The following is a 24792-nucleotide window of genomic DNA, read 5'->3' as shown; positions in this document are numbered from 1 at the left end:
TGGAAAGGGAAGGAGACTTACTTCGCCTTGGCGCCCGGCCGCCGATCGGGGGGCAGCTTGGCCCAAAGGCGCCGCGCCTCCGCCGGGTCCTTGGGCGCGCCGTCGCCGTTCTCGTACATCTGCGCCAGCAGGGCTATGGCGCCCTGTTCGCCGCCGTCCGCCGCCTTGCGCAGCCAGTGCAGCGCCTGGGCGTCGTCGCGGGCGACACCCTCGCCCTGGCGGTATTGGAAGCCCAGGGCGAACTGGGCGGGAACCCAACCGCGTTCGGCCGCCATCATGTTCCAGCGCGCGGCCTCCACCGGGTCCTTGGTGACGCCCACGCCGGCCAGGTAGATGGCCCCCATCTGGCCCTGGGCGCGGACGAAGCCCTGGTTGGCCGCCTGCTTGTATAGGCGCGCCGCCTCCGTTGGGTTGGGGGGCACGCCGGTGCCGTTCTGATACATCCAGCCCAGGTTGGTCTGGCCGGCGGGGTCGCCCTGGCGGGCGCCCAGGGTATAGAGGCGCACCGCCTCGGCCACGTTCTTGGGTACCCCGCTGCCGTTCTCGTAATGCCAGCCCAGGCTGACTTGGCCGCGGGCGTTGCCCTGCTCGGCCGCCAGCTTGTACAGGCGCGCGGCCTCCGCCGGGTCCTTGGGCAGGCCGTTGCTGCCCTGGTCGTACAGCACGGCCAGCCCCACCTGGGCCTGGGCGTTGCCCTTCTCCGCCGCCTGGCGCAGATAGGCCAGCGCCTTGTCCTGGTCCACCGTCACGCCCAGGCCCTGGCCGTAAATCTTGGTCAGCTCCACCATGGCACCGGCGTCGCCCTGGTTCGCCAGCTGGGTCAGCGTGGGCAGGGCCCCGGCGTAATCGTGCCTGGCCATGGCCAGGCGCGCCATGGCCAGGTCGGACGCGTTGTCGGCCCAGGCCGGCCTGGCGCCCCCGCCGAACGCCAGCAGGGCGGCAATGGCCAGGGGCAGGGCCAGTTTCGAGACGTGGTGGGCGGCTTGGGGCAGGAATCGCGGCATGGGGTCAGTCCTTGGCCGAAAATGGGGCCCGTCAGGTCGGGCGCAGAACGTCGCGCAGCCAGCGGTTGGCGGGGTCATCGTCACTGGCGCGATGCCAGTAGAGATTAAACGCCAATGGCGGCATGTCCAGTGGCAGGGGCAGGGTTACCAGGGTTCCCCGGCTGCCGTCCACCAGCGGCTGGCTGTGATGGCGACCCATGGTCAGCAGTAAGCCGCCGCCTTTCAGGCCCGCTTCCGCTACCACGCGGCAGGCGGTCTCATACCGTTGGCAGCGCAGCGAAATTTTCCGCTGTATGCCCAGGCGCAACAGGGCGTAGTCCTCTACCGCCGGACCGCTGCGGCGGGAGGAGACGGCGATGTGCGCCGCCGCCATATACCCCTCCAGATCAACAGGGGCATGGCCCGCGGCCGCGACCAGGCAGTAGTCGTCGCTCAACAGCGGCAGGTGGCGCAGGTCGGGATCGGGCGCCAGGGTCACGTCCACCGCCAGGTCCATGCGGCCCCGTGCCAGGTCGGCCTTCATGGTGGCCCGGTCCAGCCGCACGCTGTCCAGCCGGGGGCTGGATCCCTCCGCCAGGTGCCGGCGCAGGCGGGCCATCATGGCCGGCAGCAGGGCGGGTTCTACCGCCTCCGGCATGGCGATGACGGCCTGGCGCAGGTCGCGGTCCGGCTGGAAATCCTGGGCGTCGGCCAGGGCCCGACCCAGGGCCGCCAGCGCCTCGCGCACCCGAGGGGCCAGGCGGCGGGCCAGGGCGGAGGGCGCCACGCCCCGGCCATCGCGGGGGAATAGGGGCTCATCACCTGCGCCCAAGTGCGGGCCCAGCTGGTCGCGCAGGCGGGCCAGGGCATGGCTGACGGCCGATTGCGACAGCGCCAGCTCATCCGCCGCCCGCGTCAAGCTACGCGCCCGGTAGACGGCGTCGAACACCCGCAGCAGGTTCAGGTCCAGCCGCGAAAGCAGGCGAATATCATGAACATTATTCATGGTATATCGCGCATAAACTTCCCATCCGTTCATGTCAATCCGGCGCTACACTCCCCTCAACAAAAGGGAGAGAACGCCGATGGACTTCCAGCCCAGCGCCCGCGGCCAGGACTATCTGGATCGTGTCCGCCGCTTCATCGCCGACCACATCGCCCCGGTGGAGGCGCAGTACTGGCGCGACGTGGCCGCCCATGACGGTCCCGACTGGACCGCCTGGCGCGTGCCACCCAAGATGGAAGAGCTGAAGGCCCGGGCCAAGGCCGAGGGCCTGTGGAACATGTTTCTGCCCGACGCGGAATTGGGCGCCGGTCTCAGCACCCTGGAATACGCCCCTATCGCCGAGGCCACGGGCCACAGCCTGATGGCACCGGAGGTGTTCAACTGCAACGCCCCCGACACCGGCAATATGGAGGTGCTGTGGCGCTACGGCAGCAAGGAGCAGCAGGAACAGTGGCTGAAACCGCTGCTGGCCGGGGAAATCCGCAGCGTCTTCAGCATGACCGAGCCGGAGGTGGCCTCCTCCGACGCCACCAACATGGCGGCGACGGCGGTGGTCGAGGGGGACGAGGTGGTGGTCACGGGGCGCAAATGGTGGTCCAGCGGCATCGGCGATCCCCGCGCCCGCATTGCCATCGTCATGGCCCGCACGCCGGATGAGAGCCGCGACCGCCATCACCAGCATTCCATGGTGCTGGTGCCCCTGGACGCGCCGGGCGTACGCATCGAACGCATGCTGCCCGTCTTCGGCGCCTGGGACGCCCCCCACGGCCATGGCGAGGTGGTGTTCGACCGGGTGCGCGTGCCCGCATCCAACCTGATCGCCGGCCCCGGCATGGGGTTCGAGATCGCGCAGGGGCGCCTGGGCCCCGGCCGCATCCACCACTGCATGCGCTGCCTGGGCGCGGCCGAGGCGGCGCTGGACCTCATGATCCGCCGGGGCACCAGCCGCACCGCCTTCGGCCGCCCCTTGATCGATCTGGGCGGCAACCGCGAACGCGTGGCGGAGGCCCGCGTGGCCATCGACCAGGCCCGTCTGCTGACCCTCTATGCCGCCTGGAAGATGGACAAGGTGGGGACCCAGGCGGCCCTGACCGAGATTTCCGCCATCAAGGTGGTGGCGCCCAGCGTGCTGGAACGAGTGGTGGACGATGCCATCCAGATGCATGGCGGCGCCGGCGTGTCGGGCGACACGCCGCTGGCCGGCTTCTACGCCCAGGCGCGGTCCCTGCGCCTGGCCGATGGACCGGATGAGGTGCACAAGGCCATGATCGCCCGTATCGAGCTGGCCAAGCGCGGCTACAAGAAAGCACCGGCATGAGCCGCCAGCTCCTGCCGGTGTAGGCCGCGACCGCGGCCGCCGGAGTTTTCGGGGCAGCGGAGCGGACCGGAAAACGAGGAAGCCTAGCGGCCGGACGGCCGCGCCCGGCGATTGAGGGGCCTTTTAAAGGCCAATGAAAATAAGGGAGGGTTGAGGGGATGGGTATCACGCCGAAGACGGGGCCTCAGGGCGGGCGTATCTTCATCACCGGCGGGGCCAGCGGCCTGGGCCTGGCGCTGGGCAAGCGCTACGCCCGCGCCGGCTGGCGCGTGGCCGTGGGCGACATCAACCCCGACGCCATGGCGGCGGCGGTGGCGGAACTGTCGGCCATCGCTCCCGATGCCTTTTCCATCCCCTGCGACGTGCGCGATGACGCGGCGCTGGACGCGGCCGCCCAGGCCCTGACCCAGCGCTGGGGCGGGGTCGACATCGTCGTCAACAACGCCGGCGTGGCCCAGGCCGGCAACATCGACGACACGCCGCTGGATGATTGGCGCTGGATCATCGACATCAACCTGATGGGCGTGGTGCGGGGCTGCAGGGCCTTCACGCCCATGTTCAAGGCGCAGGGCCACGGCTATTTCGTGAACACCGCCTCCATGGCCGGCCTGCTCGATATGCCGACGATGAGCGCCTACAACGCCACCAAGGCGGCGGTGGTCTCCCTTTCCGAGACGCTGCAGCACGAACTGGCGCCCAGCGGCATCGGCGTCAGCGTCATCTGCCCGTCCTTCTTCAAGACCAACCTGGCCAGCAGCCTGCGGACCACCGACCCCCGCCTGCGGGCCCGGGTGGACAAGCTGCTGAACCGCCCCGGCATCACGGCCGACGACGTGGCGGAATATGTCTACCAGGGTGTGGCCGCGGGCCGCTGCCATCTGTTGCCGCACAAGGAGGGCCGCCGCTTCTGGCTGATGAAGCGGCTGATGCCGCGCGCCTGGTACGTGGCCATGATCGACAAGCGGGCGCGCAGCATGGCAAGACCGTCGCGCACCGCCGCCGGCGAGCCCCAGCAGCCGGCGGCCCCCTCGACCGGGTCGCGCGGATGACGGCGGCGTCCGTGGCGGCGGGGGAGGCCTCGCCCCGTCCCGTGACCGACCGGGCGGGCCCGGTTCGGCCGGGCGAGGATCTGGACGTCGCGGTGGTCGACCGCTGGCTGAAGGAACGGCGGCCGGACCTGCGGGGCCTGCCGGCCGTGACGCAATATTCAGGCGGGGCCAGCAACTGGACCTATCGCCTGGCCTATGGCGAAGACGGGATGGAGGGCGACTTCATCCTGCGCCGGCCGCCCGCCGGCACCAAGGCCAAGTCCGCCCATGACATGGCGCGTGAATTCCGTGTGCAGCAGGCGCTGAAGCCCGTCTTTCCCTGGGTGCCCACCATGGTGGGGCTGTGCCAGGACGAACGGGTCATCGGCGCCGACTTCTATGTCATGGAACGCATCGCCGGAATAATCCCCCGGGCCAATCTGCCGCGCGGCCTGGACCTGGGGCCGGACGCGGTGCGCCGCCTGTGCCTGGCCATGGTGGACAAGCTGGTGGCCCTGCATCGCGTGGATCCGGAGGCCGCCGGCCTTTCGGCCCTGGGCAAGGGCGACGGCTATTGCCGCCGCCAGGTGGAGGGGTGGTCCGGCCGCTACCAGAAGGCGCGCACCTGGAACGTGCCCTCCTTCGCCAAGGTGCGGGCCTGGCTGGCGGCCAACACGCCGGCGGACAGCGCCGCGTGCGTCATCCATAACGACTGGCGTTTCGACAATCTGGTGCTGGACGCGGCCGATCCCACCCATGTCATCGGCGTGCTGGATTGGGAAATGGCCACCATCGGCGACCCGCTGATGGATCTGGGCGGGGCGCTCGCCTACTGGGTGCAGGCGGACGACGATTTCTTCATGCGTTCCATCCGCCGCCAGCCCACCCACCTGCCGGGAATGCTGACGCGGGACCAGGTGGTGGCGCACTACCTGGCGGCCATGGGCGACCGGCTGGACGCGAAGGCGGTGGACTGGACCTTTTATGAGGTGTTCGGCCTGTTTCGCCTGGCCGTCATCGCCCAGCAGATCTATTACCGCTACCACCACCGCCAGACCCGCAACCCGGCCTTCAAGCGCTTCTGGCTGCTGGTGACCTACCTGGACTGGCGTTGCCGCCGCATCCTGCGCCTGGCGGGGCGCTGATCCCATGGTGGCGCTGCACCTCATCCGTCATGGCCAGGCCTCCTTCGGGGCGGACGATTACGACCGGCTGTCGGCGCTGGGCATCGCCCAGGGCCGGGTGGTGGGCCGGCAGCTGGGCGCCCGGTTGGGGGCGGCGGACATCGTCGCCGTCAGCGGCAGCCTGAACCGTCACCGCGACACCGCCGCCGCCTGCCTTGAGGCCATGGGCCGGGGCGGCGTGGCCCTGGCCATCGATCCCGACCTGAATGAGTACGACCCGGCCGACGTGGTCGCCTGCCATCGTCCCGATTTGGCTGACGCCGCCGCGCTCAGGGCGGAACTGGCCACCGCGCCCGATCCCCGGCGTGCCTACCAGGCCCTGTTCGCCGAGGCGGTGGCCCGCTGGATGGGCGGCCAGCACGATGGCGACTACACCGAATGCTGGCCGGTGTTCCGTAACCGTGTGCTGGCCGGCTTGGCCCGGGCGGCGCAAGCGGGCGCCCAGGCGGGCAACACCGTCCTGGTCTTCACCTCCGGCGGGCCCATCATGGCGGCGGTGCAGGCGGTGCTGGGTTTGGATGATGCCGGCGCCCGGCACGTGCACTGGGCCCTGGTCAACGGCGGCGTCACCAAGCTGCTGGCCTCATCCAAGGCCGCGGGCCGGGTGGGGGCGGGCTGGTCGCTGTCCAGCCTGAACGAGCAGGCGGGCCTGGACGGGCCGGACGGCCTGCTGACATATCGCTGAGGAACCGAGATGCCGGCCAAGACCATCCTCATCACCGGCGCCAGCTCCGGCTTGGGCCTGGGCATGGCCCGGGAATTCGCCGCCCTGGGCCGCGACCTCGCCCTGTGCGCCCGCCGCACCGACAGGCTGGAGGCGCTGCGGGACGAGCTGCTGCGGGCCCACCCCGGCATCCGGGTATCCATCCGCCCGCTGGACGTCACCGACCATGCGGCGGTGTTCGAGACCTTCCGTGCTTTCGATACCGAAATGGGTGGGCTGGACCGCATCATCGTCAACGCTGGCATCGGTTCCGGCCGGCGCATCGGCACCGGGCACTTCGCCGACAACCTGGCCACGGCCCAGACCAACTTCGTGGCGGCCCTGGCACAGTGCGAGGCGGCACTTGAGATATTCCGGACCCGGAACGAAGGCCATCTGGTGGTCATCTCTTCCATGAGCGCGCTGCGTGGCCTGCCCAAGCATATGACCACCTACGCCGCCACCAAGGCCGGCTTGGCCGCCCTGACAGAGGGCATCCAGGCCGACCTGCTGCGCAGCCCCATCCGGGTCAGCAGCATCCTGCCCGGCTACATCCGCACCGAACTGAACGAGGGCGCCAAGCGCCTGCCCTTCGCCATTCCCGGCGATGTGGGCAGCCGCCTGCTGGTGAAGGCCATCGAGCGGGAACCGGCCAAGGCCTACGTCCCCGCCTGGCCCTGGGCCTACATGGCGCCGATCATGAGGCTGCTGCCCCTGTCGCTGGTGGCCAAGCTGGCTTAGGCGGCCTTGCGTCGCCAGCGGCGCCAGACCAGGCGCAGCAGCCAGCCGGCCAGAGCCGCCAGCGGCATCCAAGGCAGGATGCGGGCGGTGAAGGTCATGACGTTGGCCAACGAGTCCACCAGGATGTCGGCGAAGTCCTTGGCGGCGGCTTTCAGCGGGCGCCAGTCCACACCGTTGGGTTTGGGCTCATCCGGCTGGATGCCTTCGTACCGGATGTCGACCTTCACCATCTCCGTCTGGGTGCGCAGGTAGTCGCGCTGGGCGGTGGCGCTTTCGATGTCGCCCTGCACCTGGGCCAGGGTGTGTTCCACGTTCAGCAGGTCGCCGACGTTCTTGGTGCTGGTCTCCCGCAGCAGGGTGGTCAGCCGCTCGCGCAGGGCGATCTTGGTCTCCAAGCGTTTGTCGACATCCAGCACGGCCAGCGTCTTGTCCTCGCTGGTTTCGGAATGGGCGGCGATCTCCGCCGGCGGGGCCGCCAGGCTGGCGGTGAAGGGGGCCAAGGCCGCCGGCGGCAGGCGCAGGCTGGTGTGGGCGTTGATCTGGCCCCGATACCCGTTGCGGTTCAACTGGGACTCGAGAATCTGGCACCCCAGCTTGGCGCAGGCGTCCAGGTCGCGCCGCTGTGCCGCCTCCACCGCGTCGGCCGGCAGATGCAGGGTATAGCTGTGGCTGACGGCCACGTATTTCGGCTTCATGGCGTCCAGCCCCTGCGGCGCCATGCCGAAAGAGGTGACGAAATCCTCTTTCGCCCCGGGAATGGGCCCCGTCGGCCGGGCCACCGTCGCCATTTCCTTTTTTTCCGGCGCCTTGCCACAGGCGGCGGCGGCCAGGCAGGCGGCCAGGACCAGTGGCAGGCTGGGCCTGCGGGCATACCCCATCATTCGCGATCCCCATCGGCAAATTGTGTGAGGCGCGCAGGTTAAAAACCAAGGGTGGCGGATGTGCGGAGGAATCGTGGCTTTGTCGCCACGATCGGCTCAGGGCCGCAACCAGGGGGCGGCGGGCGTCCAGAAGATGATGTCCACGCCCAGATAACGCTCCGCGTACTCCACCACCGCGTCCTTGGTGAAGGGCTTGCCGGTTTTAGGGTCGGTGTAGGTCAGGGTGGGTTCCTGCACCGCCATGGCCACCAGGGGCAGCCGGCCCTTGTAGCGGTTGAAGAAGGGGTAGGCGTTGGCCATCTGGGCCTTGCGGCCGGGGACGATGTCCGGCCCGCCCAGGCCCACGCCGTTGGCGGCGGCGAAGGCGAACAGGCGGGACATGTAGTGGTGGTCGTCCCCCCATTCGCAGGGCCAGAAGTTCACGTATTGCACCACCCGGGACCGGGTAAAGGCCCGGCGGGCGGCGGCCAGGTTGTCCAGCGTGGCGTCGACATAGGCGTCGCAGCTGAAGCCGGCGTTGGGCTGTCTGGGATCGATGTCGGCGGCCGTTTCCGGCAGGGTGATGGCCAGCACCCGGCCGTCGAAGCGCGCGGCCAGTGCGGCCAGCAGGGCCTGGTAGCGGGCACGGAGCGCCGGGTTCCACTGGGCCGCCACCCAGCCCTGGGCAACGGGCTTGCCCTGGCCCGGCCGGTCGACCTGCGCCACCAGCCCGCCGCCATAGGCGGGGTCCGTCAGCAGATAGTCCGGCAGGTGGCGCGCCTTGGGCGTGAAGAAGCGGTCCTGCACCTGGATGACCAGCTTCTTGCCCAGCGGTTCTAGCCGCGCCAGCGCCGCGTCGATGGCGCCGAAGTCGTATTGGCCCCGCGCCGGTTCCAGGCTTTTCCAGGAATAGACCAGTTGCACCCCCTCCACCTCCGGCCGGCGCAGGACGGCATCGTGCCGCTCCAGCGCGTCGGCCGGCATGTAGAGGAAGGTGCGGGGTGCCGCCGCCCATGCGGGCAGGCTGAACAGCAGGAGGGCGAGAAGGCTGAGGATCAGGCGGGTCATGGCGGGTGATACGGGCGCGGGCAGGTATCACCTGCGGTGCCGCTTTCTCAGGTCACCGTCGCCTTGCGCTGCCTCAGCCGCCGGGCGAAGCGGCGCAGCAGCCAGGCGGCCAGCACCACCAGGGGCAGCCAGGGCAGGACGATGGCGACAAAGTCCACCAGGGTCGCGACCGAGCCGATCAGGGTTTGGCCAAATTCCTTGATGGCATCCTGGATGGGCGCCCAGTTCAGGCCCTCCTTCAGGGGCTTCGCCGGCGCTTCCCCATTATAATTGATGGTGATCTCGACGGTGTCGGTGATCGTGCGCAGGTGATCGCGCTGAGCGGTGGTGCTTTCGATGTCGCCCTGGACCTGGGCGATCTGCTGTTCCAGTTCCAGCAGGTCATGGACGCTTTTCGAGGTCGTGCCGCGCAGCAGGGTGGTCAGCCGCTCCCGCAGCGCGCTTTTGGTCTCCAGGCGCTTGTCCACATCCAGGACCGCCAACGTCTTGTCTTCCGCTGTGCGGGAATGGGCGGTCACTTCCGCCGGTGGGGCGCTCAAGTCCTTGGTGAACGCCTCCACTGCCTGTGGCGGCAGTCGCAACTCCGTGGTCGCCAGGATCATGCCGTCCGGGCCATGCTCTAGAATGGTTTTGAGCACGACGCAGTTGAGTTTGGCGCAGGTGTCGAGATGGCGCTGTTGCGTCGCCTCCACCGCCGCGGCCGGTAGCTTCAGGGTGAAGGCGTGGCTGACGGCGATATAGGTATGGGCCGCTATTGCCCCGGATGACGATGGGGGTGGGGGTGCGGCTTCAATCGGCGTCTCCATCGGGGCAATGCCCGTCGCGACTGGTCCATGATAGGTATCGTAGACGATCTCTTCCTTCTTTTTGCACCCGCCCAGCGCCAGCAGGGCCGCCGCCGCGACCGCCAGACTCCATCCCGTCCGTCCCATGTCCCCATCCCCTCGGAAGGCCGCCCGCGCTGAAACGCGGCGTTAATACGAAACGGTATCGGGCCTTTCGGCTGAATACAACCAGGAATACCAAAGGGTTCGCGGAAACAAATATTCAATAGTTGTGACAAATCCTGTCCATCTGGTCATGTTTTTTCCGCCACATGGCGGGGACCATTGACAGGGCGGGGATCGCCCGCCATCAACGGGGCGCGATACTGCGGTTGCGAAACCAAAGGGGGCGGTTGGTGGTGAAGGCAAAGACCTGGCCGGTCATGGCTGTGGTGGTGGCGATGGGGCTGTCGCTGCTGGGGGCCACCGGCGCCCGCGCGACCCAAGCCGGAACGCCCAGGCCGACAGCGGGGGAATCGGCGCCTTTCCTGGTCGTCAGCGACATGCACTTCAACCCGCTGGACGACACCAGTCTGGCCGCACGGCTGGACGCGGCGCCGGCCAAGGACTGGCCGGCCATCCTGGACGGCACGGCCGGCCGCCGCCTGTCGCCCTTCGGCCGGGACAGCAACTGGTTCGTACTGCGTTCCGCCATGGCCGCCATGCGGCACGCCCAGCCGCACCCGGCCTATATCCTGCACACCGGCGACATGCTGGCCCACGATTTCCGCGACACGTTCGAAGCGGCGTTGCCGGCGCACAAAGGGGATGAGGCGGCCTACCGCGTCTTCGCCCTGAAAACGGTCACGACCCTGCTGGAAACCTTGCGGCACACCTTCCCCAGCGTGCCGATACTGACGGCGCTGGGCAACAACGACAGCTATTGCGGCGACTACGCCGTGGAACCCAGCGGCCAGTTCCTGGGCGACACCCTGCCGCTGCTGACCCAGGGCTTCGGTCGCACCCTGAACAGCCGGGCGGACCAGGCCGGCATCGGGCGCGACTGGCGCCAGGCCGGCAACTACGTTATGCCGCATCCGACCCTGAAGGGCGTGCGCATCCTGTCCTTCGACACGGTGATGCTGACCCGCAAGTACAAGAACAACTGCGGCCGGGCGGATGACACGCCCCAGGACACCACGCTGGCCTGGCTGCACCAAGCCCTGGCCGACGCCAGGGCTGCAGGCGACAGCGTCTGGTTGATCACCCACGTGGTGCCGGGCATCGATGGCTTCGCCACCGCCAACAACTGGTCCAAGGCGGCCAAGGCGGCGGCGGCGGCCGGCCAACCGATACCCGCCTGCACCGCGCCCGTGGAACTGTTCGCCCCCGGCATGGAGGCGCGGTTCGAGGCGGAGCTGGCGCAGTATCACGACATCATCAAGGTGCTGTTCGCGGGCCACATCCATATGGACGACCTGCGCCTGGTGGGGCCGCCGGGTGCTGGCGTGCCCGTGCTGGTGACCCCGGCCGTCAGCCCGGTTTACCAGCAGAGCCCCTCGTTCAAGCTGGGCCAGGCGGCGCCCGACGGCACCATCGCCCACCTCACCACCTATTACCTGACCAACCTGAGCGACCAGCCCAGCGTGGCCAGCGCGCATTGGGTGCCGGAATACGACACCGCGCAGGCCTGGGGCGCCAGGCCGCTGAGCCCCGATGCCCTGCGCGGCATCATCGCGCATATCCGTGACAGCGCCCCCGCCCGCGCGCTGTACCGCAGCATCTACAGTGTCGCCCGGCCCCAGGCCTCCGCCATGATTCCGGATAACCAGGCCCTGTATCTCTGCGCCCTGGATAACACCCTGGCGGAGGCCTACACCCGCTGCGCCTGCCCGGCCCCCTGAAGGAGCAACCATGTCCGTCCGCGCCCTCATCCTCGCCCTGTCCCTGACGGTGCTGGCCGGTTGCGCCAACCAGGCGACACCGGTGGCGGATCTGCCCAACCTGGGCGTGGTGAAGACCCAGCTGGTGGCCTATCACGACAGCGGCGCCTATGACCGCGACTTGGCACGCGTAGCGGGGGAGGCTGGGGCCTGGATCACGGCGCGCGCCGCCACCCTGCCGGCCGGATCCCACCCCGCCCTGGTGCTGGACATCGATGAGACGTCGCTCAGCAACTGGCCGCAGCTGAAGATCAACGACTTCGGTTACATCAAGGCCGGCGGCTGCGATCTGGACCGGGGGCCCTGCGCGGCCCCGGCGTGGGAGATGATGGGACGCGCCACCGTCATCGCGCCGACGCTGGAACTCTACCGCCAGGCGCGGGCAGCAGGCGTCGCGGTGTTCTTCATCACCGGCCGGCCGGAGGCGGAGCGCGAGGCCACCGCCCGCAACCTGGCGGCGGCCGGGTATGAGGGCTGGGCCGGCCTGGTGCTGCGCGCCCCCGGCGCCCACGGCTCGGCGGCGGATTACAAGATGGCGGAGCGGGCGCGCATCGAGGCGCAGGGCTACACCATCATCGCCAACATGGGCGACCAGGACAGCGACCTGGCCGGCGGCCACGCCGAGCGCACCTTCAAGCTGGCCAATCCCTTCTACTTCATCCCCTAAATCCTTAAGCCGGCCTGTCAATCTTGCAATTAAAGCGGGCCGCCCGCATCCTCGGCCCCGACCCCGCGCAACCGCGGGGGCCAGCGCCGCGTGGCGGCGGAGCGAATGCCTTTGGGGGGCGGGGATGAGCGGGGAGATCGACGCGGCCGGTGGCCTGGCGGAAGCCAGCCTGGTGGCCAGGGCCATCGAGGGCGAACGGCACCACACGGCCGTCAGCCATGAGGACGGGCACCACCGTTGCGCCAACTGCGGTGCGCATCTGGCAGGCGCCTATTGCCATGCCTGCGGACAGCCGGGGCACGTCCACCGGTCCATGCTGCACATTGCGGAAGAGTTCTTCCACGGCATCCTGCATTTCGACAGCAAGGTCTGGCGCACCTTTCCCATGCTGGCGTTCCGGCCGGGCAAGCTGACGCGCAACTATGTCCACGGCCACCGCGTGCGCTATGTCTCGCCCCTGGCGCTGTTCCTGTTCTGCGTCTTCCTCATGTTCTTCTCTCTGTCCTTCATCGATACGCCCAACAAGGTGATCAACGGCAACGCGTTGAAGAACCTGGACCACGGATCCATGGCCGACGGCCGGGTCGAGCTGGAATCGGCGGTGAACGACGCCAAGGCGGAACTGCAGGATGCGGAAAACGACCTGGCCGAGGCGCGGCAGGACGGCGGCAACGTCGACAAGGCCACCGCCCGCCGGGACAAGCGCCAACAGGAACTGAAGGTGGCGGAGGCCGTGCTGAAGGCCTTCGACGTGGCGGCGGAGAAGGTTGGCCAAGCGGCGTCCACCGCTTCAGCTCCGGCCCCGGCCGGCGCCCCGGCTCCGGCGGAAGGGGTGGCGCCGCCAGCGCCTACGGTCGCCCCCGATGCGGCGGAATCTTCAGCCGGACCCGAGGCTCAGCCCCATAAACCCACCAAGGAAGAGCATCGCCAGCAGCAGATGGCCAAGCTGTTCGGCGCCACGGACGAGGAGCCGGCCACGGGGGATGAGCCATCCTGGGCGCGGGCGGCCAAGCGGCTGGCCGATTCCAAGGAGATGTTCGACGTCGACCTCGGCATGCCGAAGCTGGAGGAACACATCCGCCACGCCCTGCGCAACCCCGAGCTGACGCTCTACAAGATGAAGGAATCGGCCTCCAAGCTGTCCTTCCTGCTGGTCCCGCTATCCGTGCCTTTCATCTGGCTGATGTTCCTGTTCAAGCGCGGCATCTACCTCTACGACCACGTGGTCTTCGCGCTGCACTCCCTGTCCTTCATGGCCGTGCTGACGGCGGTGGCCGCTCTCGGCTCCCGCGCCGGGCTGGGGGCGGCCGCCATCGGCAGCCTCATGTGCTTCGCGCCGCCCGTCCACATGTACGCCCATCTGAAGGGCGCCTACCGCCTCGGCACCTTCGGCGCCCTGTGGCGCACCATGGTGCTGCTGTGGGTGGCCCTGCTGGCGCTGACCTTCTACCTGGTCTTCATCGTCTCCATGGGGTTGGTGGAGTAACCGGCGCCTACTCCAGGCTTTCGGTCAGGCTGGCGGCGATGGTGCGGGTGGGCGTGGTGGCGTCGGGGTTGGCCAGCACCAGCATCCGGCGGCCCTGACGGGTGTAGGCCATGGCGGCGCGGATCTGCGGGTCGTTGCGGAACAGGGCCATGAAGGCCCCGTCGGCGTAGGCCTGGTACAGCCCGTCCTGCAGCATGTCGGCCAGCCGGTCGTTATGCTTGGCCACGAAGAAGTAGAGGTAGAAGTCGCGATAGAACAGCGCGACGTCGCGGGCCACCGTCACCGGCACGCCGGCCTGTTGCGCCCGCTCCACCTCCTGGTCGATGTCCAGGCTGCTGCGCGGCACGGCGTCGGCACCGCCGGTGGCGACCTCGTTGTACAGGTTGCCCGCCGTCTCATGCACCGTCTGGCCGGCGGCGCGCAGCAGACGGGCTTCGGGCCAGCCAGGCCCCTGCGCCAGCGACACCTGCCCCGGCGACAGGGGCGTGCCGGCGTTGATCTTGGCCTGCGCCGCCTCATTCACCGCCAGCAGGCGATAGCCCATCAGCCCCCGAGCCAGCGGCACCCGCACCGGCTGGAAGTGTGCCTCCAGCGCCGGCGCGGTGGGCAGCCAATAGACATCCACCGTGCCGTTGTCCGGCTGTTCCAGCAGGCGCAACACCTGCGCGGTGGGCAGGGTGTGGTTGTCGACCTTCAGCACATAGGGCCGGCCGCTCTTGTCCAGGGCCAGCTTCAGTACCTTCAGCACGTAGGCGGGTGCCGTGCCTTGGTTCAGGGCGTGCACCACCAGCGGCGCCGGGGCCGGGACGGAGGCGCCAGGCATGGCGAGGCCGCCGGTGTCGATGGGATCATCGCTGGCGGCCAGGGCGGACACAGCCCAGAAGGCGGGTATCAGGAAGGTGAGGATGAGGAGGGCGAGGGGCAGCCGCAAGACGGGCTGCCGCTGGCTGAACCGCGGGGCGGGCATCATGGCGCAAACACATCCCTTCGGCCCCTTCTGCCAAAGGGCCGTTGTCGCTTGGTGGTGGCGGGCCCTTCTGGGCCTTGGTACGGCCGACCTTATCGGCGGCTTTTTTCCTGAGCGACCCCTGATCCCGGGGGCCAGGGTTGCCCAAGGGATTGAAGACTACGCCGTCAGTCCTAACCAGTCGTTAAGGCTTGAGCATTAGGTCGCCCGGGTAAACTTGGCGTCATCGCGTGCAGCCGTCTTGTGGGGGTGCGACATTTACGCACGTACCCTCCGGCTATCCCACAGTACAGCTAAAGCATTGAGAAAAATTATCTATAATAATCAATGAATTAATATGGTTCCCGCAGCAGATTCCGGCAAGTGTCTGTTAATCCCTCTTTAATTGGGGGAGGGGGATCAAGGGGGCGTCATTTCACCGGACCGCCATTGGCCGTCCACAGCACGCCGCATCCAGGAAAGGACCCCTTATCATGACAGCCTGGCGCAACCTCTCCATCCGCCTGAAGGTCCTGACGGCGTTCCTGGTGGTCTTCCTGGCGACGCTGGGCCTGGGGCTGTTCGGCCTCAGCCGGACGGAAGCGGTAAGCGGCACCGCCGCCGACATGCGCGACAACTGGCTGCCATCGACGGCGTTGCTGGGCCGTCTGGGCGTGGCGGTGGCCGACGCCCGCGTGGTCGAGGGGCGGGTGATCATCGCCGCCAGCGCCAACGACACGACGCTGATACAGGCCACGGTCAAGCAGTACGCCGGCGCGACCGCCGCCGTGGAAAAGGCGCGCGCCGATTATCAGCCGCTGATAACCGCCGGCACGGATGACGAGCGGCTGATGAAGGAATTCGACGCCAATTGGGTGCAGTACAGGGCCATCGCCGCGCGGGTCCAGGACATGGTGACCAAGGGCGAGGTGGCGCAGGCGTTGCCGCTCTACCTGGGCGAGGGACTGAAACAATACCAGGCGGCGCGCGATGCCATCATCGCGGACAACGACTTCAACGGGAAAGAGGGCAAGAAGGCCGCCGACGCGGGCCAGGCCCTGTCCGACAGCGCCGTGTGGATGACCTGGGTGGCCATCGCCGTCACCGCCCTGCTGTGCGGCGGCGCCACGGTGGTCATCGTCTCGGGGGTCGTCCGTCCCATTGCCCGCACCACCGGCGTGGTCGAGACCATGGCGGCCGGAAACCTTGGGGTCACCGTCACCGACACCGACCGGGGGGACGAGGTGGGCACGCTGGCCCGCGCGCTGGAGGTGTTTCGCGACGGCATGGTCAAGGCCCGCGACCTGGCCCAGGCGCAGGAGCTGGAGCGTCAGGCCAAGGAACGCCGCGCCGTGGCTCTGGAGGGCCTGGTCCAGGGCTTCGAGGCCAAGGTGGCCCAGTTGGTGGACGCCCTGGCCGGTGCCGCGACGGAAATGCAGGCCACGGCCGAGAGCATGGCCAGCACGGCGGAGCAGACCAACACCCAGTCCAGTGCCGTGGCCGCCGCCGCCCAGCAGGCCTCCGCCAACGTCCAGACGGTGGCCTCAGCCACGGATGAAATGGTGGCGACGGTGCAGGAGATCAGCAGCCAGGTGGAAAAGTCGCGCACCATCGCCACCAAGGCCATCCAGGAGGCGAACGACACCAGCGGCACCGCCCGGCGCCTGGCCGACAGCGCCCAGCGCATCGGCGAGATCGTGCAACTGATCAGCGACATCGCCGGGCAGACCAACCTGCTGGCGCTGAACGCCACCATCGAGGCGGCCCGGGCGGGCGAGGCGGGCAAGGGCTTCGCCGTCGTGGCCAGCGAGGTGAAAAGCCTGGCCAACCAGACCGCCAAGGCCACCGGCGACATCGAAAGCCAGATCGGCGAGATCCAGGGCCTGACGACCCAGGCCGTGGCCGCCATCGAGAGCGTCAGCCGCACCATCAACGAGATGTCGGACATCGCCATGGCCATCGCCTCCGCCATCGAGGAGCAGTCGGCCACCACTTCGGAAATCGCCCGCAGCGTGAACGAGGCCGCCAAGGGCACCGAGGACGTGTCGCGCAACATCACCGGTGTGCACCAGGCGGCGGTGGCCACCGCCGCTGCCGCCGGCCAGCTGCAGGACTCCGCCCGCGACGTGTCGCACCAGGCGGAGGATCTGAACGCCGAGGTGTCGCGCTTCATCATCGGGGTGAAGGCGGCCTGATCCGGCTGTGACGCCTGCTCCAGCGGCCCGGGATCGCAGGATGCCGGGCCGTTCCTTTTCGGGGCTTTAATGAACGGCGGCCCCTTCTGCTATGGAATTTTAATGGCCTGATGGCGGCTCAATGGGGGCCTGGACGACCCCCGCCGGACACGCCGCCATGTTGGGCTTCACCACCCTGATCGACCTCATCACCCATACCCCTGACATCGCCACGGCTGACCAGCCGCTGCCGGCGCCACGCGCGGCCGACTGGTCCTTCGCCACGCCGGCCCATCTGCCGGCCGGCGGTTCCGTGTGCGTCGACCTGGCCGCAGGCCGGGTGTGGATCAGTGATCCCCGCCGTGCCGGTGATTTCCCCCTGGCGGAGGTGGCGGTGCAGCCCATCCGGCCGGCCGACATTGCCCGGCCCGAGGCGCTGGCCCAGGTGGTCCTGTGGGCGGGGGAGCCGGTGCCCTGGCGCTACCGCGTCCCTTGCGCCTCCTGGCGGCAGGCCCGCACCGTGGCGGCGGAATTGGCCCTGGTGCTGGAGCGCGCCGCCGGCGAAGAGGGCAGCCGCTGCCTCAGCTTCTGACCTAACAGTGGCACGAGATGGTGACTCGTGCCGCTGTAGGCCCCGACCGGGGCCGCCGGAGCGAGCACCGCAGGGCGCAGCGAGGACAAGCCTAGGCGGACGGATGTCCGCCGCCCGGCGCGTGAGGGTGCATTTGAACGGTTACGTTCAAATGCCGCGCATTAGGTGCGTCTTGCGGGCGGGGTACCGCTTTGGCCGATGCGGCGTGAAGTGGGGCCCCGCCCTGGGTAGGCCGCCGGTCCGGACCCCCCGGCGGCCTATTCCCTTTGTGCGACGCAAAACCTTCTTCGCGGCTGCGAGAGCGCTTGGTTATACTGCGGCCTCGCGGGGTTATCCCCTGGCGCCGGTGGCAAGCGGCGCGCGGGACCGACTGAAGAGGGAAAGCTGATGGCCTTTACCGACGCGACCGGCCCTAGGGGCCCGTTTGACCAAAAGGGCCCATTCGAGATGCCCGCGGGCTTCCTTGACCCCAGTAATCATTGGCCTTTCCGCCTGTGGCAGGACGGGCTGGCCTACACGGTCGACGCCTTCCAGCGCACCGCCCTGGTGATGGACGTGCTGCGCCAGCGCGGCGCCCAGTACCATGAACACATGGCCCAGACGGCGCCCACGGTGCTCAGCTTCGAAAGCGAGACGGTGCTGGATGGCGCCACCTTGCCCCGGCCGGTGAATTATTCGTTGCAGCGCATCATTCCGCCGGCGGGCGTCGAGCTGGACCTTAAGAAGCGCCCCTTCGTCATCGTCGATCCCCGCGCCGGCCACGGCCCCGGTATCGGTGGCTTCAAGTCGGACAGCGAGATCGGCGTGGCCCTGGCCGCCGGCCATCCCTGCTATTTCATCGGCTTCCTGCCGCGCCCGGTGCCGGGCCAGACGGTGGAGGACGTGATCGCGGCCGAGGCCGCCTGCCTGGAAAAGGTCATCGAGCTGCATCCGGAGGCCGAGGGCAAGCCGGTGGTCATCGGCAACTGCCAGGCGGGCTGGCAGCTGATGATGACGGCGGCCATCCGCCCCGACCTGTTCGGCCCCATCATCATCGCCGGCACGCCCCTGTCCTTCTGGGCCGGCCATCGCGGGCAGGACCCCATGCGCTACAGCGGCGGCCTGCTGGGCGGCAGCTGGCTGACGGCCTTCGCCAGCGACCTGGGCGCCGGCCTGTTCGACGGCGCCTGGCTGGTGCAGAATTTCGAGAACCTGAACCCCGCCAACACCCTGGTGGGCAAGCAGTACGCCCTGTGGGACAAGGTCGACACCGAGGCGCCGCGCTACCTGGGCTTCGAGAAGTGGTGGAACGGCCACGTCCTGCTGAACGGCGAGGAAATCCAGTACATCGTCGACAAGCTGTTCGTCGGCAACCGCCTGGCCACCGCCGACATCGTCACCAAGGACGGCGTGCGCGTGGACCTGCGGGCCATCCGCTCCCCCATCATCGTCTTCTGCTCCAAGGGTGACAACATCTCCCCACCGCCGCAGGCGCTGGGCTGGATTTGCGACCTGTATGAAAGCGTGGACGACATCCGCTGCCACGGCCAGACCATCGTCTACGCCGTGCATGAAAGCGTGGGCCACCTGGGCATCTTCGTCTCCGCCGCCGTAGCGCGGAAGGAACATCGCGAGTTCGCGTCGAACATCGACTTCATCGACGTGCTGCCCCCTGGCCTGTACGAGGCGCAGATCCTGCCGGCCGAGGCCGCCCCCTCCGGCCAGTCCGGGCAGGAGGGCGACCCCAACGTCCTGCGCTTCGCCGCCCGCAGCATCAATGACGTGGCGGCCCATGTCGAACCCCTGCCGGATGACGAACGCCGCTTCGCCACCGTGTCCCGTCTCTCCCGAGTGACGCTGGGTCTCTACCGCGACCTCCTGCAGCCCTGGGTGCGCCAGCTGGTGGGGGAGACGGCGGCGGAAATCCTGCGCGGCCTCCACCCCCTGCGCCTCAGCTATGAACTGTTCTCCGACACCAACCCCTGGCTGAACGGCGTGCCGGAGCTGGCCGCCGCCGCCCGGCGCGACCGTCGCCCGGTTGGGTCGGAGAACATCTGGCGCAACCTGGAACAGCGGCTGGCCCGCCAGATGGAAACGGCGCTGGACGTCTACCGCGACCGCCGCGACGCGACGGCGGAGGCGCTGTTCATGGGCATCTACGGGCACCCGCTGACCCAGGCGCTGTTCGGCCTCAACGCCGACGACGCCCCGCCCCGGAGCCATCCCGGCGAGACCCCGGAACACCGCCGCTTCCTGGCGGAACAGGGGGCGGAGCTGCGCCGACGTCTGCATGAGGGCGGCCTGCGCGAGGCCGGCATGCGCGCCCTGCTGCATGTGGCGCTGGCGGAGCGCATGGCCGATGCCCGCGGCTTCAACGCCCTGCGCGGTTTGCGCGACATCCACGGCCGGGGCCTGGAACTGGCGGAGTTCAAGCAGCTGGTGCGCGATCAGTTCCTGATGCTGCTGCTGGACCCGGCGGCGGCCCTGGAAACCCTGCCCGAGCTGCTGGCTGGCGCCACGGCGGAGGAAATCACCCGCCTTTCGGAAGGCCTGGTGATGGTGGCCGGCGCCGCCGGTCCGCTGGACACCAAGGGCCGGGAACGGCTGGATAGCGTGGTGGCCTTGTTCAAGGACCTGGCCGCCAAGGCGCCCAAGGCCCCTGGCGAGGCCTCGACCACCGCCAGCACTCCTGCCCCGGACACAGCCTTGCCCAACCCGGTGCTGGACGAGGCACCGGCGGCGGCTGCCCCCGCCGCCGCGGCGGAACCCAGCGCGCCGACGCCGCCCCGGTCCAAACCCACCGCCGCCAAGGTGCGCCGGGCCAAGGCGGCCCCCACGCCGACGGAGCCCCCGCCCGCCGAGACCTCCGTGATCACTGAAGAACCCACCAGCCCGCCGGTGGAGGTGGCGGCCGAACCCAAGCCCGGCCCCGTGGCCACGGCCCCGGTGACCGTGCCCCAGCGCGCGCCGGCCCCCCGCCGCGCCAAGGCGCCCCGGCGATAAGGATCGCGCATTCACACGTCCTGCGGGCAAATGCCATTGGTCTGATCCGCCCTCCCGTCTAGAATGCTGTCCCGGGGCCGGTGGTGTTGGCCGGGTTGGTTGGCGTGGGGGATGGATATGCGTGGGTGTTTGGCGGGTGCGGTCCTGGCCTGGTGCCTGGGCGGCGGCTTTAATTACGCCTTGGCGGCGGATAAGCCCGTCGTGGCCCCGCCGGAGTCCTGGGTGAAGCTGGTCACCGCCCCCGTGGCCCTGGCGGGGGGCAGCGCCTCCGCCGCGATCCAGGTGCTGCTGACCGACTGGCAGTTGAACCAAGCCGCCGCCGGCCTGTCGGTCTACAACCATAGCGTCCTGCGGGCGCAGACGCCGCAGGGGCTCGGCGCCTTGGGCTCCCTGCAACTGAGCTGGAACCCCAACACCGACGTCCTGACCCTGCATCAGTACCAGATCCGTCGGGGCGACCAAGTCATCGATCTGCTGCCGGCATCCCAGCCCTTCACGATCCTGCGGCGGGAACGCAATCTGGAGGCGGCGACCCTGGACGGCACGCTGACCGTCACCCTGCAGCCGCCGGGCCTGCAGGTGGGCGACGTGCTGGAAACCGCCTATACCCTGACGCGCAACGATCCCGTCCTGCAGGGCCAAGTGGGGGAGCTGTTCACCGAACTCTGGATAGCGCCAGCGGCCCGCGTCCATGTGCGGGCCACTTGGCCCCGGTCCCAGCCCTTGCGCTGGCGCGCCACCGATGGACTGGACAAGCCCAAGACGGCGCCGGGCGAATTGAGCCTGGATATGCGGGATGTCGCGGAACTGCACGGGCCGGAGGGCGCGCCGGCCCGCTATTTCAATTTCCGCCAGCTGGAGTTCAGCTCTTACGCGTCGTGGGCCGAGCTTTCCGCCCAGATGGCGGCACTGTTCGCCGAGGCATCGGTGCTGGCACCGGATTCGCCCCTGAACGCGGAGGTGGCGCGCATCCGCGCCGTGTCGGGCGAGCCCAAGGTACGGGCGGGCCTGGCGCTGGCCTTGGTGGAGGACCAGGTGCGCTATCTGTTTCTGGGCATGAACAACGGCGCTCTGGTGCCGGCGGCGGCCGACCTGACCTGGACGCGCCGCTTCGGTGACTGCAAGGGCAAGACGGCGCTGCTGCTGGCCCTGTTGCACGCCCTGGACATTCCGGCCGAACCGGCCCTGGTCAGCACGGCGGCCGGTGATGGTATGGATGCCCGTCTGCCCATGCCGGGCCTGTTCGACCATGTGTTGGTGCGGGCGCATATCGATGGCCATGACTATTGGCTGGACGGCACCCGCGAGGGTGATGCCGGCCGCGACCTGGACCGGCTGCCGGTGCCCTATTTCCATTGGGCGCTGCCGCTGCTGCCCGAGGATGGCGCCTTGGTGCCCCTGGTGCCGCCGGCCCTGGATGAGCCGTCGGAGTTGACGACGCTTACTATCGATGCGTCCGCTGGGATCACCATGCCGGTCCACGTCCACGGCGAAAAGCTTTTGACTGGCGACGGCGCCCTGGAGGTGAAACGCGGCCTGGACAACCTATCAGCCGAAGCGCGTGACCGAGCGCTGAGGAATTTCTGGACCAAACACTATCCCACCCTGCAGCCAAAGACCGTGGGCGATCATTTTGACGTGGCCACGGGGCGACAGACCCTGGTGGTGGACGGTGAACAGACGCTGGAATGGAAGCGCTTGGCGGCAACCACAGCGCAATACCTGCAACTGCCGGACGGGGAACTGGGCTGGAAGGCAGATGCCAAGCGCCAGCCGGGCCCGCACCAGGATGCCCCTTACGCCGTCAGCTTTCCCTATTATGAGCGGACGCGGAAGACCGTCATCCTGCCGTCCGAAGCGCTGGGCGCCACCGTTCACGGCAGTGCCGTCGACAAAACGGTAATGGAAATGGCCTTCCATCGCGACCTGAAGGTGGAGCGCAATATCATGATCCTGGATGTCAGCACGCGCGCCCTGAAGCCGGAATATGTGGGATCAACCGTGGATGCCGATACTGCCGCCGCCGAAATCCGCAGCCTATCGGAAGAGGCAGTCTATCTGATGACGCCGTTGAACTACCGTGGCACGGCGAAGGAGCAGGAGTTGTTCTTGGCCAAGGTGCCCCAGACGCCGGAAGGGCTGGTGGGCCGCGCCGACATCCTATTCCAACGCGGCGACAAGGCCGGGGCCCTAGCAGATGTGGAAAAGGCCATCACCCTGAGGCCCGATTGGGCGCCGGCTTATGGCGTGCGCGGCTATATCCGGATGGAAATGGGAGATGCCAAGGCTGCTCAAGCGGATTTTGACAAGGCCCTGATATTAGACCCCGCCTGCCAGCAGGCGATGAACGGCAACGCCCAGCTAGCTCTGAACCAGGGGCGTAACGACGACACCATCCTGCTCACCACGCGCATGTTGCAGCTATGGCCAACCGATTTCTACGCCTTGGGGCAACGGATGCAGGCCTATTATCGTTTGCAGAAGCCTGACCAGGCCTTCGCCGATGCCACGGAACTGAAGCGGCTGGACCCCAATCGTTTGGATGCCTATCAGGTTCGCGCTAACGTCCTGCGTCAGCGGGGCGAGATGGATGCCATGCTGGCGGAGGGTGAGGCGGCCATTGCCGCGCGGCCCAACGATGCCGAAGCCTATGCCCTGAAGGGCGTGGCCCTGGAAATCCTGGGGCGGAAGGATGAAGCGGTGGCGGTCTACGACCGTGCCCTGGCGTTGAAGCCCACCGCCCCCGTCTATGCCCAGCGCGCCCGCGCGCGGCCGGCATCCGACCAAAAGGGCAAGGTCGCCGATCTGACCGCCGCCTTGGCGCTGGACCCGAACCGGAGCGACTATCTGACGGCCTTGGGCATGGCCCAGGCGCGCCTGGGCGACAACGTCGCGGCGGAGGCCACCTTCAATCGGGCATTGAGTCTGGCCAGCGATAAGGCCCAGGGATATGCCTTGATCAACCGGGGCCGGTTCTACGCCGACATCCACCGCGATCAGCAGGCGCGGGAGGATTTCGCCAAGGCGCGCGACAAGGTGGCGGGCCAGGCGGCCGGCCTGAACAGCTTGTGCTGGGAACAGGCGACTGCAGGCTTCGCGCTGGATACCGCCTTGGCCGACTGCGACGCGGCGCTGAAACTGCAGCCGACCTCCAGCTCTATCCAGGACAGCCGAGCTTTTGTCCTGCTGCGCCTGGGGCGCTACGACGAGGCCATCGCCCAGTATGATGAGGCGCTGAAGGATCGCGCCACCAGTGGGGCCAGCCTCTATGGCCGGGGGCTGGCCAAGCTGCGCAAAGGCATGGCGCAGGAAGGGCAGGCCGATTTGACCGCCGCCCGGGCCAACGCCGCCGGCATCGATGATACCTTCAAGGACTATGGCGTCATCCCGTGAGCGGGGTGTCCGCCGGCTTGGCGGGCGCCACGGTTCGGATCAGGCCGGCCAGAGCGTCCAGCGCCGGCTGGCGGGCGAAGGTGGGGCGGCTGACCAGGCGGATCAGGCGGCCGGTCCCCGCGCCGGCCAGGGGGCGGAAGGCCACGTCCCGGCGCCCCGCATGGACCGCCGCCGCCAGGGCCGGCACCAGGGTGGTGCCGTAGCCGGCCGCCACCATGTTCAGCAAGGTTTCCAGGCTGGTGGCGCGCAGGGACCAGCCACCGGGGTCGGGCCGGGCGCAGGCGGCCAGGGCCTGGTCGCGCAGGCAATGGCCGTCGGCCAGCACCAGCAGGTCGGCCGCCAGCGCTGCCTCGTCCACCGCTTCGCCGCTGTCCGCCAGCGCATGATCCGGGGGCAGGGCGGCCAGAAACTTTTCCTGGAACAGGGGCTGCTCCACCAGATCCCCGCCCACCACCGGGGTGGCGATCAGGGCGGCATCCAATTGGCGCCGCCGCAGCCGTTCCACCACGGCGTCGGTGGTGTCTTCCCACAATTCCAGGGTCAGGGCGGGGCAGCGCCGGCGCAAGGGCGCGAACACCCGGGGCATGAGGTAAGGCCCCAGGGTGGGGATGACGCCCAGGGTCAGGGGACCTGCCAGCGGATCGCGGGCGCCCGCGAGGGCCACGATGGCGTCGGCCTCCGCCACCGCCCGGGCGGCATGGACCAGCACCTCCTCCCCCAGCGGCGTGGGCGCCACCCATTTGTTGGTGCGCTCGAACAGGGGGGCGCCCAGCCGCGCCTCCAGCTTGGCCACCTGGCTGCTGAGGGTGGGCTGACTGACGTTGCAGGCGGCGGCGGCCCGGCCGAAGTGGCGGTGCTGGGCCACGGCCAGCAGGTATCGCAGGTCGCGAAGGTTCACGAGGACGCCCTTTCGAAAGCGCACTGACGATATATGTGGTCTATCGTGATGATACG

General features: G+C 68.8%; 19 protein-coding genes. 12 read left to right on the top strand and 7 right to left on the bottom strand.

What is annotated here, in order from left to right:
• Positions 1–17 precede the first annotated feature (17 nt).
• On the bottom strand, positions 18–1004 hold the full coding sequence (locus tag FBZ88_RS11525; RefSeq protein ID WP_186464340.1) for a tetratricopeptide repeat protein: 987 nt from the start codon (positions 1002–1004) through the stop codon (positions 18–20).
• Positions 1005–1035: 31 nt separating this feature from the next.
• Entirely contained in the window at positions 1036–1989 is a 954-nt protein-coding gene (locus FBZ88_RS31320) for a LysR family transcriptional regulator (protein ID WP_145616971.1), read from the bottom strand.
• Positions 1990–2068: 79 nt separating this feature from the next.
• Between FBZ88_RS31320 and FBZ88_RS11515 the strand changes: the two genes are divergently transcribed.
• The 5 genes from FBZ88_RS11515 (at position 2069) to FBZ88_RS11495 (ending at position 6963) form a co-directional block, all read left to right on the top strand.
• Positions 2069–3307, top strand: coding sequence for an acyl-CoA dehydrogenase family protein (locus FBZ88_RS11515; protein WP_145616970.1), 1239 nt, complete (start codon positions 2069–2071; stop codon positions 3305–3307).
• Between the two features lie 158 nt (positions 3308–3465).
• Entirely contained in the window at positions 3466–4356 is an 891-nt protein-coding gene (locus FBZ88_RS11510; protein WP_145616969.1) for an SDR family oxidoreductase, read from the top strand.
• Positions 4353–5480, top strand: a complete 1128-nt coding sequence (locus FBZ88_RS11505; protein WP_145616968.1) for a phosphotransferase family protein — start codon at positions 4353–4355, stop codon at positions 5478–5480. Before FBZ88_RS11510 ends, FBZ88_RS11505 begins: the two co-directional genes overlap by 4 nt.
• Positions 5481–5484: 4 nt before the next feature.
• A complete protein-coding gene (locus FBZ88_RS11500; RefSeq protein WP_145616966.1) occupies positions 5485–6204 on the top strand; it encodes a histidine phosphatase family protein in 720 nt (239 codons plus the stop codon).
• Positions 6205–6213: 9 nt separating this feature from the next.
• Positions 6214–6963 carry an SDR family oxidoreductase gene (locus FBZ88_RS11495; protein ID WP_145616965.1) on the top strand — a complete coding sequence of 250 codons (750 nt, stop codon included), beginning with the start codon at positions 6214–6216 and terminating at the stop codon, positions 6961–6963.
• On the opposite strand, the gene FBZ88_RS11490 is transcribed toward FBZ88_RS11495, so the two are convergent.
• The 3 genes from FBZ88_RS11490 to FBZ88_RS11480 all read right to left on the bottom strand — a co-directional run bounded on the left by FBZ88_RS11490 (position 6960) and on the right by FBZ88_RS11480 (position 9823).
• Complete coding sequence (locus FBZ88_RS11490) at positions 6960–7844, bottom strand: DUF4349 domain-containing protein (RefSeq protein ID WP_145616964.1); 885 nt, start codon at positions 7842–7844, stop codon at positions 6960–6962. The genes FBZ88_RS11495 and FBZ88_RS11490 overlap by 4 nt on opposite strands.
• A 96-nt stretch (positions 7845–7940) precedes the next feature.
• Entirely contained in the window at positions 7941–8891 is a 951-nt protein-coding gene (locus tag FBZ88_RS11485; protein ID WP_145616963.1) for a beta-galactosidase, read from the bottom strand.
• Positions 8892–8938: 47 nt separating this feature from the next.
• Positions 8939–9823, bottom strand: coding sequence for a DUF4349 domain-containing protein (locus FBZ88_RS11480; protein ID WP_145616962.1), 885 nt, complete (start codon positions 9821–9823; stop codon positions 8939–8941).
• Between the two features lie 248 nt (positions 9824–10071).
• Between FBZ88_RS11480 and FBZ88_RS11475 the strand changes: the two genes are divergently transcribed.
• The 3 genes from FBZ88_RS11475 to FBZ88_RS11465 all read left to right on the top strand — a co-directional run bounded on the left by FBZ88_RS11475 (position 10072) and on the right by FBZ88_RS11465 (position 13751).
• Positions 10072–11559, top strand: a complete 1488-nt coding sequence (locus tag FBZ88_RS11475; RefSeq protein ID WP_186464339.1) for a metallophosphoesterase — start codon at positions 10072–10074, stop codon at positions 11557–11559.
• 10 nt (positions 11560–11569) lie between these two features.
• A complete protein-coding gene (locus tag FBZ88_RS11470; RefSeq protein ID WP_145616959.1) occupies positions 11570–12265 on the top strand; it encodes an HAD family acid phosphatase in 696 nt (231 codons plus the stop codon).
• A 124-nt stretch (positions 12266–12389) separates the two neighbouring features.
• Positions 12390–13751, top strand: a complete 1362-nt coding sequence (locus FBZ88_RS11465; protein ID WP_145616958.1) for a DUF3667 domain-containing protein — start codon at positions 12390–12392, stop codon at positions 13749–13751.
• Between the two features lie 7 nt (positions 13752–13758).
• On the opposite strand, the gene FBZ88_RS11460 is transcribed toward FBZ88_RS11465, so the two are convergent.
• A complete protein-coding gene (locus FBZ88_RS11460) occupies positions 13759–14721 on the bottom strand; it encodes a hypothetical protein (protein WP_145616957.1) in 963 nt (320 codons plus the stop codon).
• 470 nt (positions 14722–15191) lie between these two features.
• On the opposite strand from FBZ88_RS11460, the gene FBZ88_RS11455 reads away from it, so the two are divergent.
• The 4 genes from FBZ88_RS11455 (at position 15192) to FBZ88_RS11440 (ending at position 23838) form a co-directional block, all read left to right on the top strand.
• Positions 15192–16892 carry a methyl-accepting chemotaxis protein gene (locus FBZ88_RS11455; RefSeq protein ID WP_145616956.1) on the top strand — a complete coding sequence of 567 codons (1701 nt, stop codon included), beginning with the start codon at positions 15192–15194 and terminating at the stop codon, positions 16890–16892.
• A gap of 157 nt (positions 16893–17049) precedes the next feature.
• Positions 17050–17463: a hypothetical protein gene (locus tag FBZ88_RS11450; RefSeq protein ID WP_145616955.1), complete on the top strand. Its 414-nt coding sequence runs from the start codon at positions 17050–17052 to the stop codon at positions 17461–17463.
• A gap of 447 nt (positions 17464–17910) precedes the next feature.
• Positions 17911–20445 carry a DUF3141 domain-containing protein gene (locus tag FBZ88_RS11445; protein ID WP_145616953.1) on the top strand — a complete coding sequence of 845 codons (2535 nt, stop codon included), beginning with the start codon at positions 17911–17913 and terminating at the stop codon, positions 20443–20445.
• A gap of 129 nt (positions 20446–20574) precedes the next feature.
• Positions 20575–23838, top strand: coding sequence for a tetratricopeptide repeat protein (locus tag FBZ88_RS11440; RefSeq protein ID WP_186464338.1), 3264 nt, complete (start codon positions 20575–20577; stop codon positions 23836–23838).
• Here the strand turns inward: FBZ88_RS11440 and FBZ88_RS11435 are convergent.
• Positions 23828–24736: a hydrogen peroxide-inducible genes activator gene (locus FBZ88_RS11435; RefSeq protein ID WP_145616951.1), complete on the bottom strand. Its 909-nt coding sequence runs from the start codon at positions 24734–24736 to the stop codon at positions 23828–23830. The two genes, FBZ88_RS11440 and FBZ88_RS11435, sit on opposite strands and share 11 nt — an antisense overlap.
• Between the last annotated feature and the right edge of the window lie 56 nt (positions 24737–24792).

The organism is Nitrospirillum bahiense (genome assembly GCF_007828025.1).
Classification (GTDB): Bacteria; Pseudomonadota; Alphaproteobacteria; order Azospirillales; family Azospirillaceae; genus Nitrospirillum; species Nitrospirillum amazonense.
The sequence above is the reverse complement of the archived record's forward strand: the minus strand, read 5'-3'. Positions and strand labels throughout refer to the sequence as shown.

What these genes read in the sequence shown, in the direction of transcription:
- FBZ88_RS11525 (WP_186464340.1), bottom strand. Translation starts at nt 1,004, where the DNA reads ATGCCGCGATTCCTGCCCCAAGCCGCCCACCACGTCTCGAAACTGGCC.
- FBZ88_RS11505 (WP_145616968.1), top strand. Translation starts at nt 4,353, where the DNA reads ATGACGGCGGCGTCCGTGGCGGCGGGGGAGGCCTCGCCCCGTCCCGTG.
- FBZ88_RS11490 (WP_145616964.1), bottom strand. Translation starts at nt 7,844, where the DNA reads ATGATGGGGTATGCCCGCAGGCCCAGCCTGCCACTGGTCCTGGCCGCC.
- FBZ88_RS11515 (WP_145616970.1), top strand. Translation starts at nt 2,069, where the DNA reads ATGGACTTCCAGCCCAGCGCCCGCGGCCAGGACTATCTGGATCGTGTC.
- FBZ88_RS11485 (WP_145616963.1), bottom strand. Translation starts at nt 8,891, where the DNA reads ATGACCCGCCTGATCCTCAGCCTTCTCGCCCTCCTGCTGTTCAGCCTG.
- FBZ88_RS11455 (WP_145616956.1), top strand. Translation starts at nt 15,192, where the DNA reads ATGACAGCCTGGCGCAACCTCTCCATCCGCCTGAAGGTCCTGACGGCG.
- FBZ88_RS11460 (WP_145616957.1), bottom strand. Translation starts at nt 14,721, where the DNA reads ATGATGCCCGCCCCGCGGTTCAGCCAGCGGCAGCCCGTCTTGCGGCTG.
- FBZ88_RS31320 (WP_145616971.1), bottom strand. Translation starts at nt 1,989, where the DNA reads ATGAATAATGTTCATGATATTCGCCTGCTTTCGCGGCTGGACCTGAAC.
- FBZ88_RS11465 (WP_145616958.1), top strand. Translation starts at nt 12,390, where the DNA reads ATGAGCGGGGAGATCGACGCGGCCGGTGGCCTGGCGGAAGCCAGCCTG.
- FBZ88_RS11510 (WP_145616969.1), top strand. Translation starts at nt 3,466, where the DNA reads ATGGGTATCACGCCGAAGACGGGGCCTCAGGGCGGGCGTATCTTCATC.
- FBZ88_RS11470 (WP_145616959.1), top strand. Translation starts at nt 11,570, where the DNA reads ATGTCCGTCCGCGCCCTCATCCTCGCCCTGTCCCTGACGGTGCTGGCC.
- FBZ88_RS11445 (WP_145616953.1), top strand. Translation starts at nt 17,911, where the DNA reads ATGCCCGCGGGCTTCCTTGACCCCAGTAATCATTGGCCTTTCCGCCTG.
- FBZ88_RS11480 (WP_145616962.1), bottom strand. Translation starts at nt 9,823, where the DNA reads ATGGGACGGACGGGATGGAGTCTGGCGGTCGCGGCGGCGGCCCTGCTG.
- FBZ88_RS11500 (WP_145616966.1), top strand. Translation starts at nt 5,485, where the DNA reads ATGGTGGCGCTGCACCTCATCCGTCATGGCCAGGCCTCCTTCGGGGCG.
- FBZ88_RS11495 (WP_145616965.1), top strand. Translation starts at nt 6,214, where the DNA reads ATGCCGGCCAAGACCATCCTCATCACCGGCGCCAGCTCCGGCTTGGGC.
- FBZ88_RS11450 (WP_145616955.1), top strand. Translation starts at nt 17,050, where the DNA reads ATGTTGGGCTTCACCACCCTGATCGACCTCATCACCCATACCCCTGAC.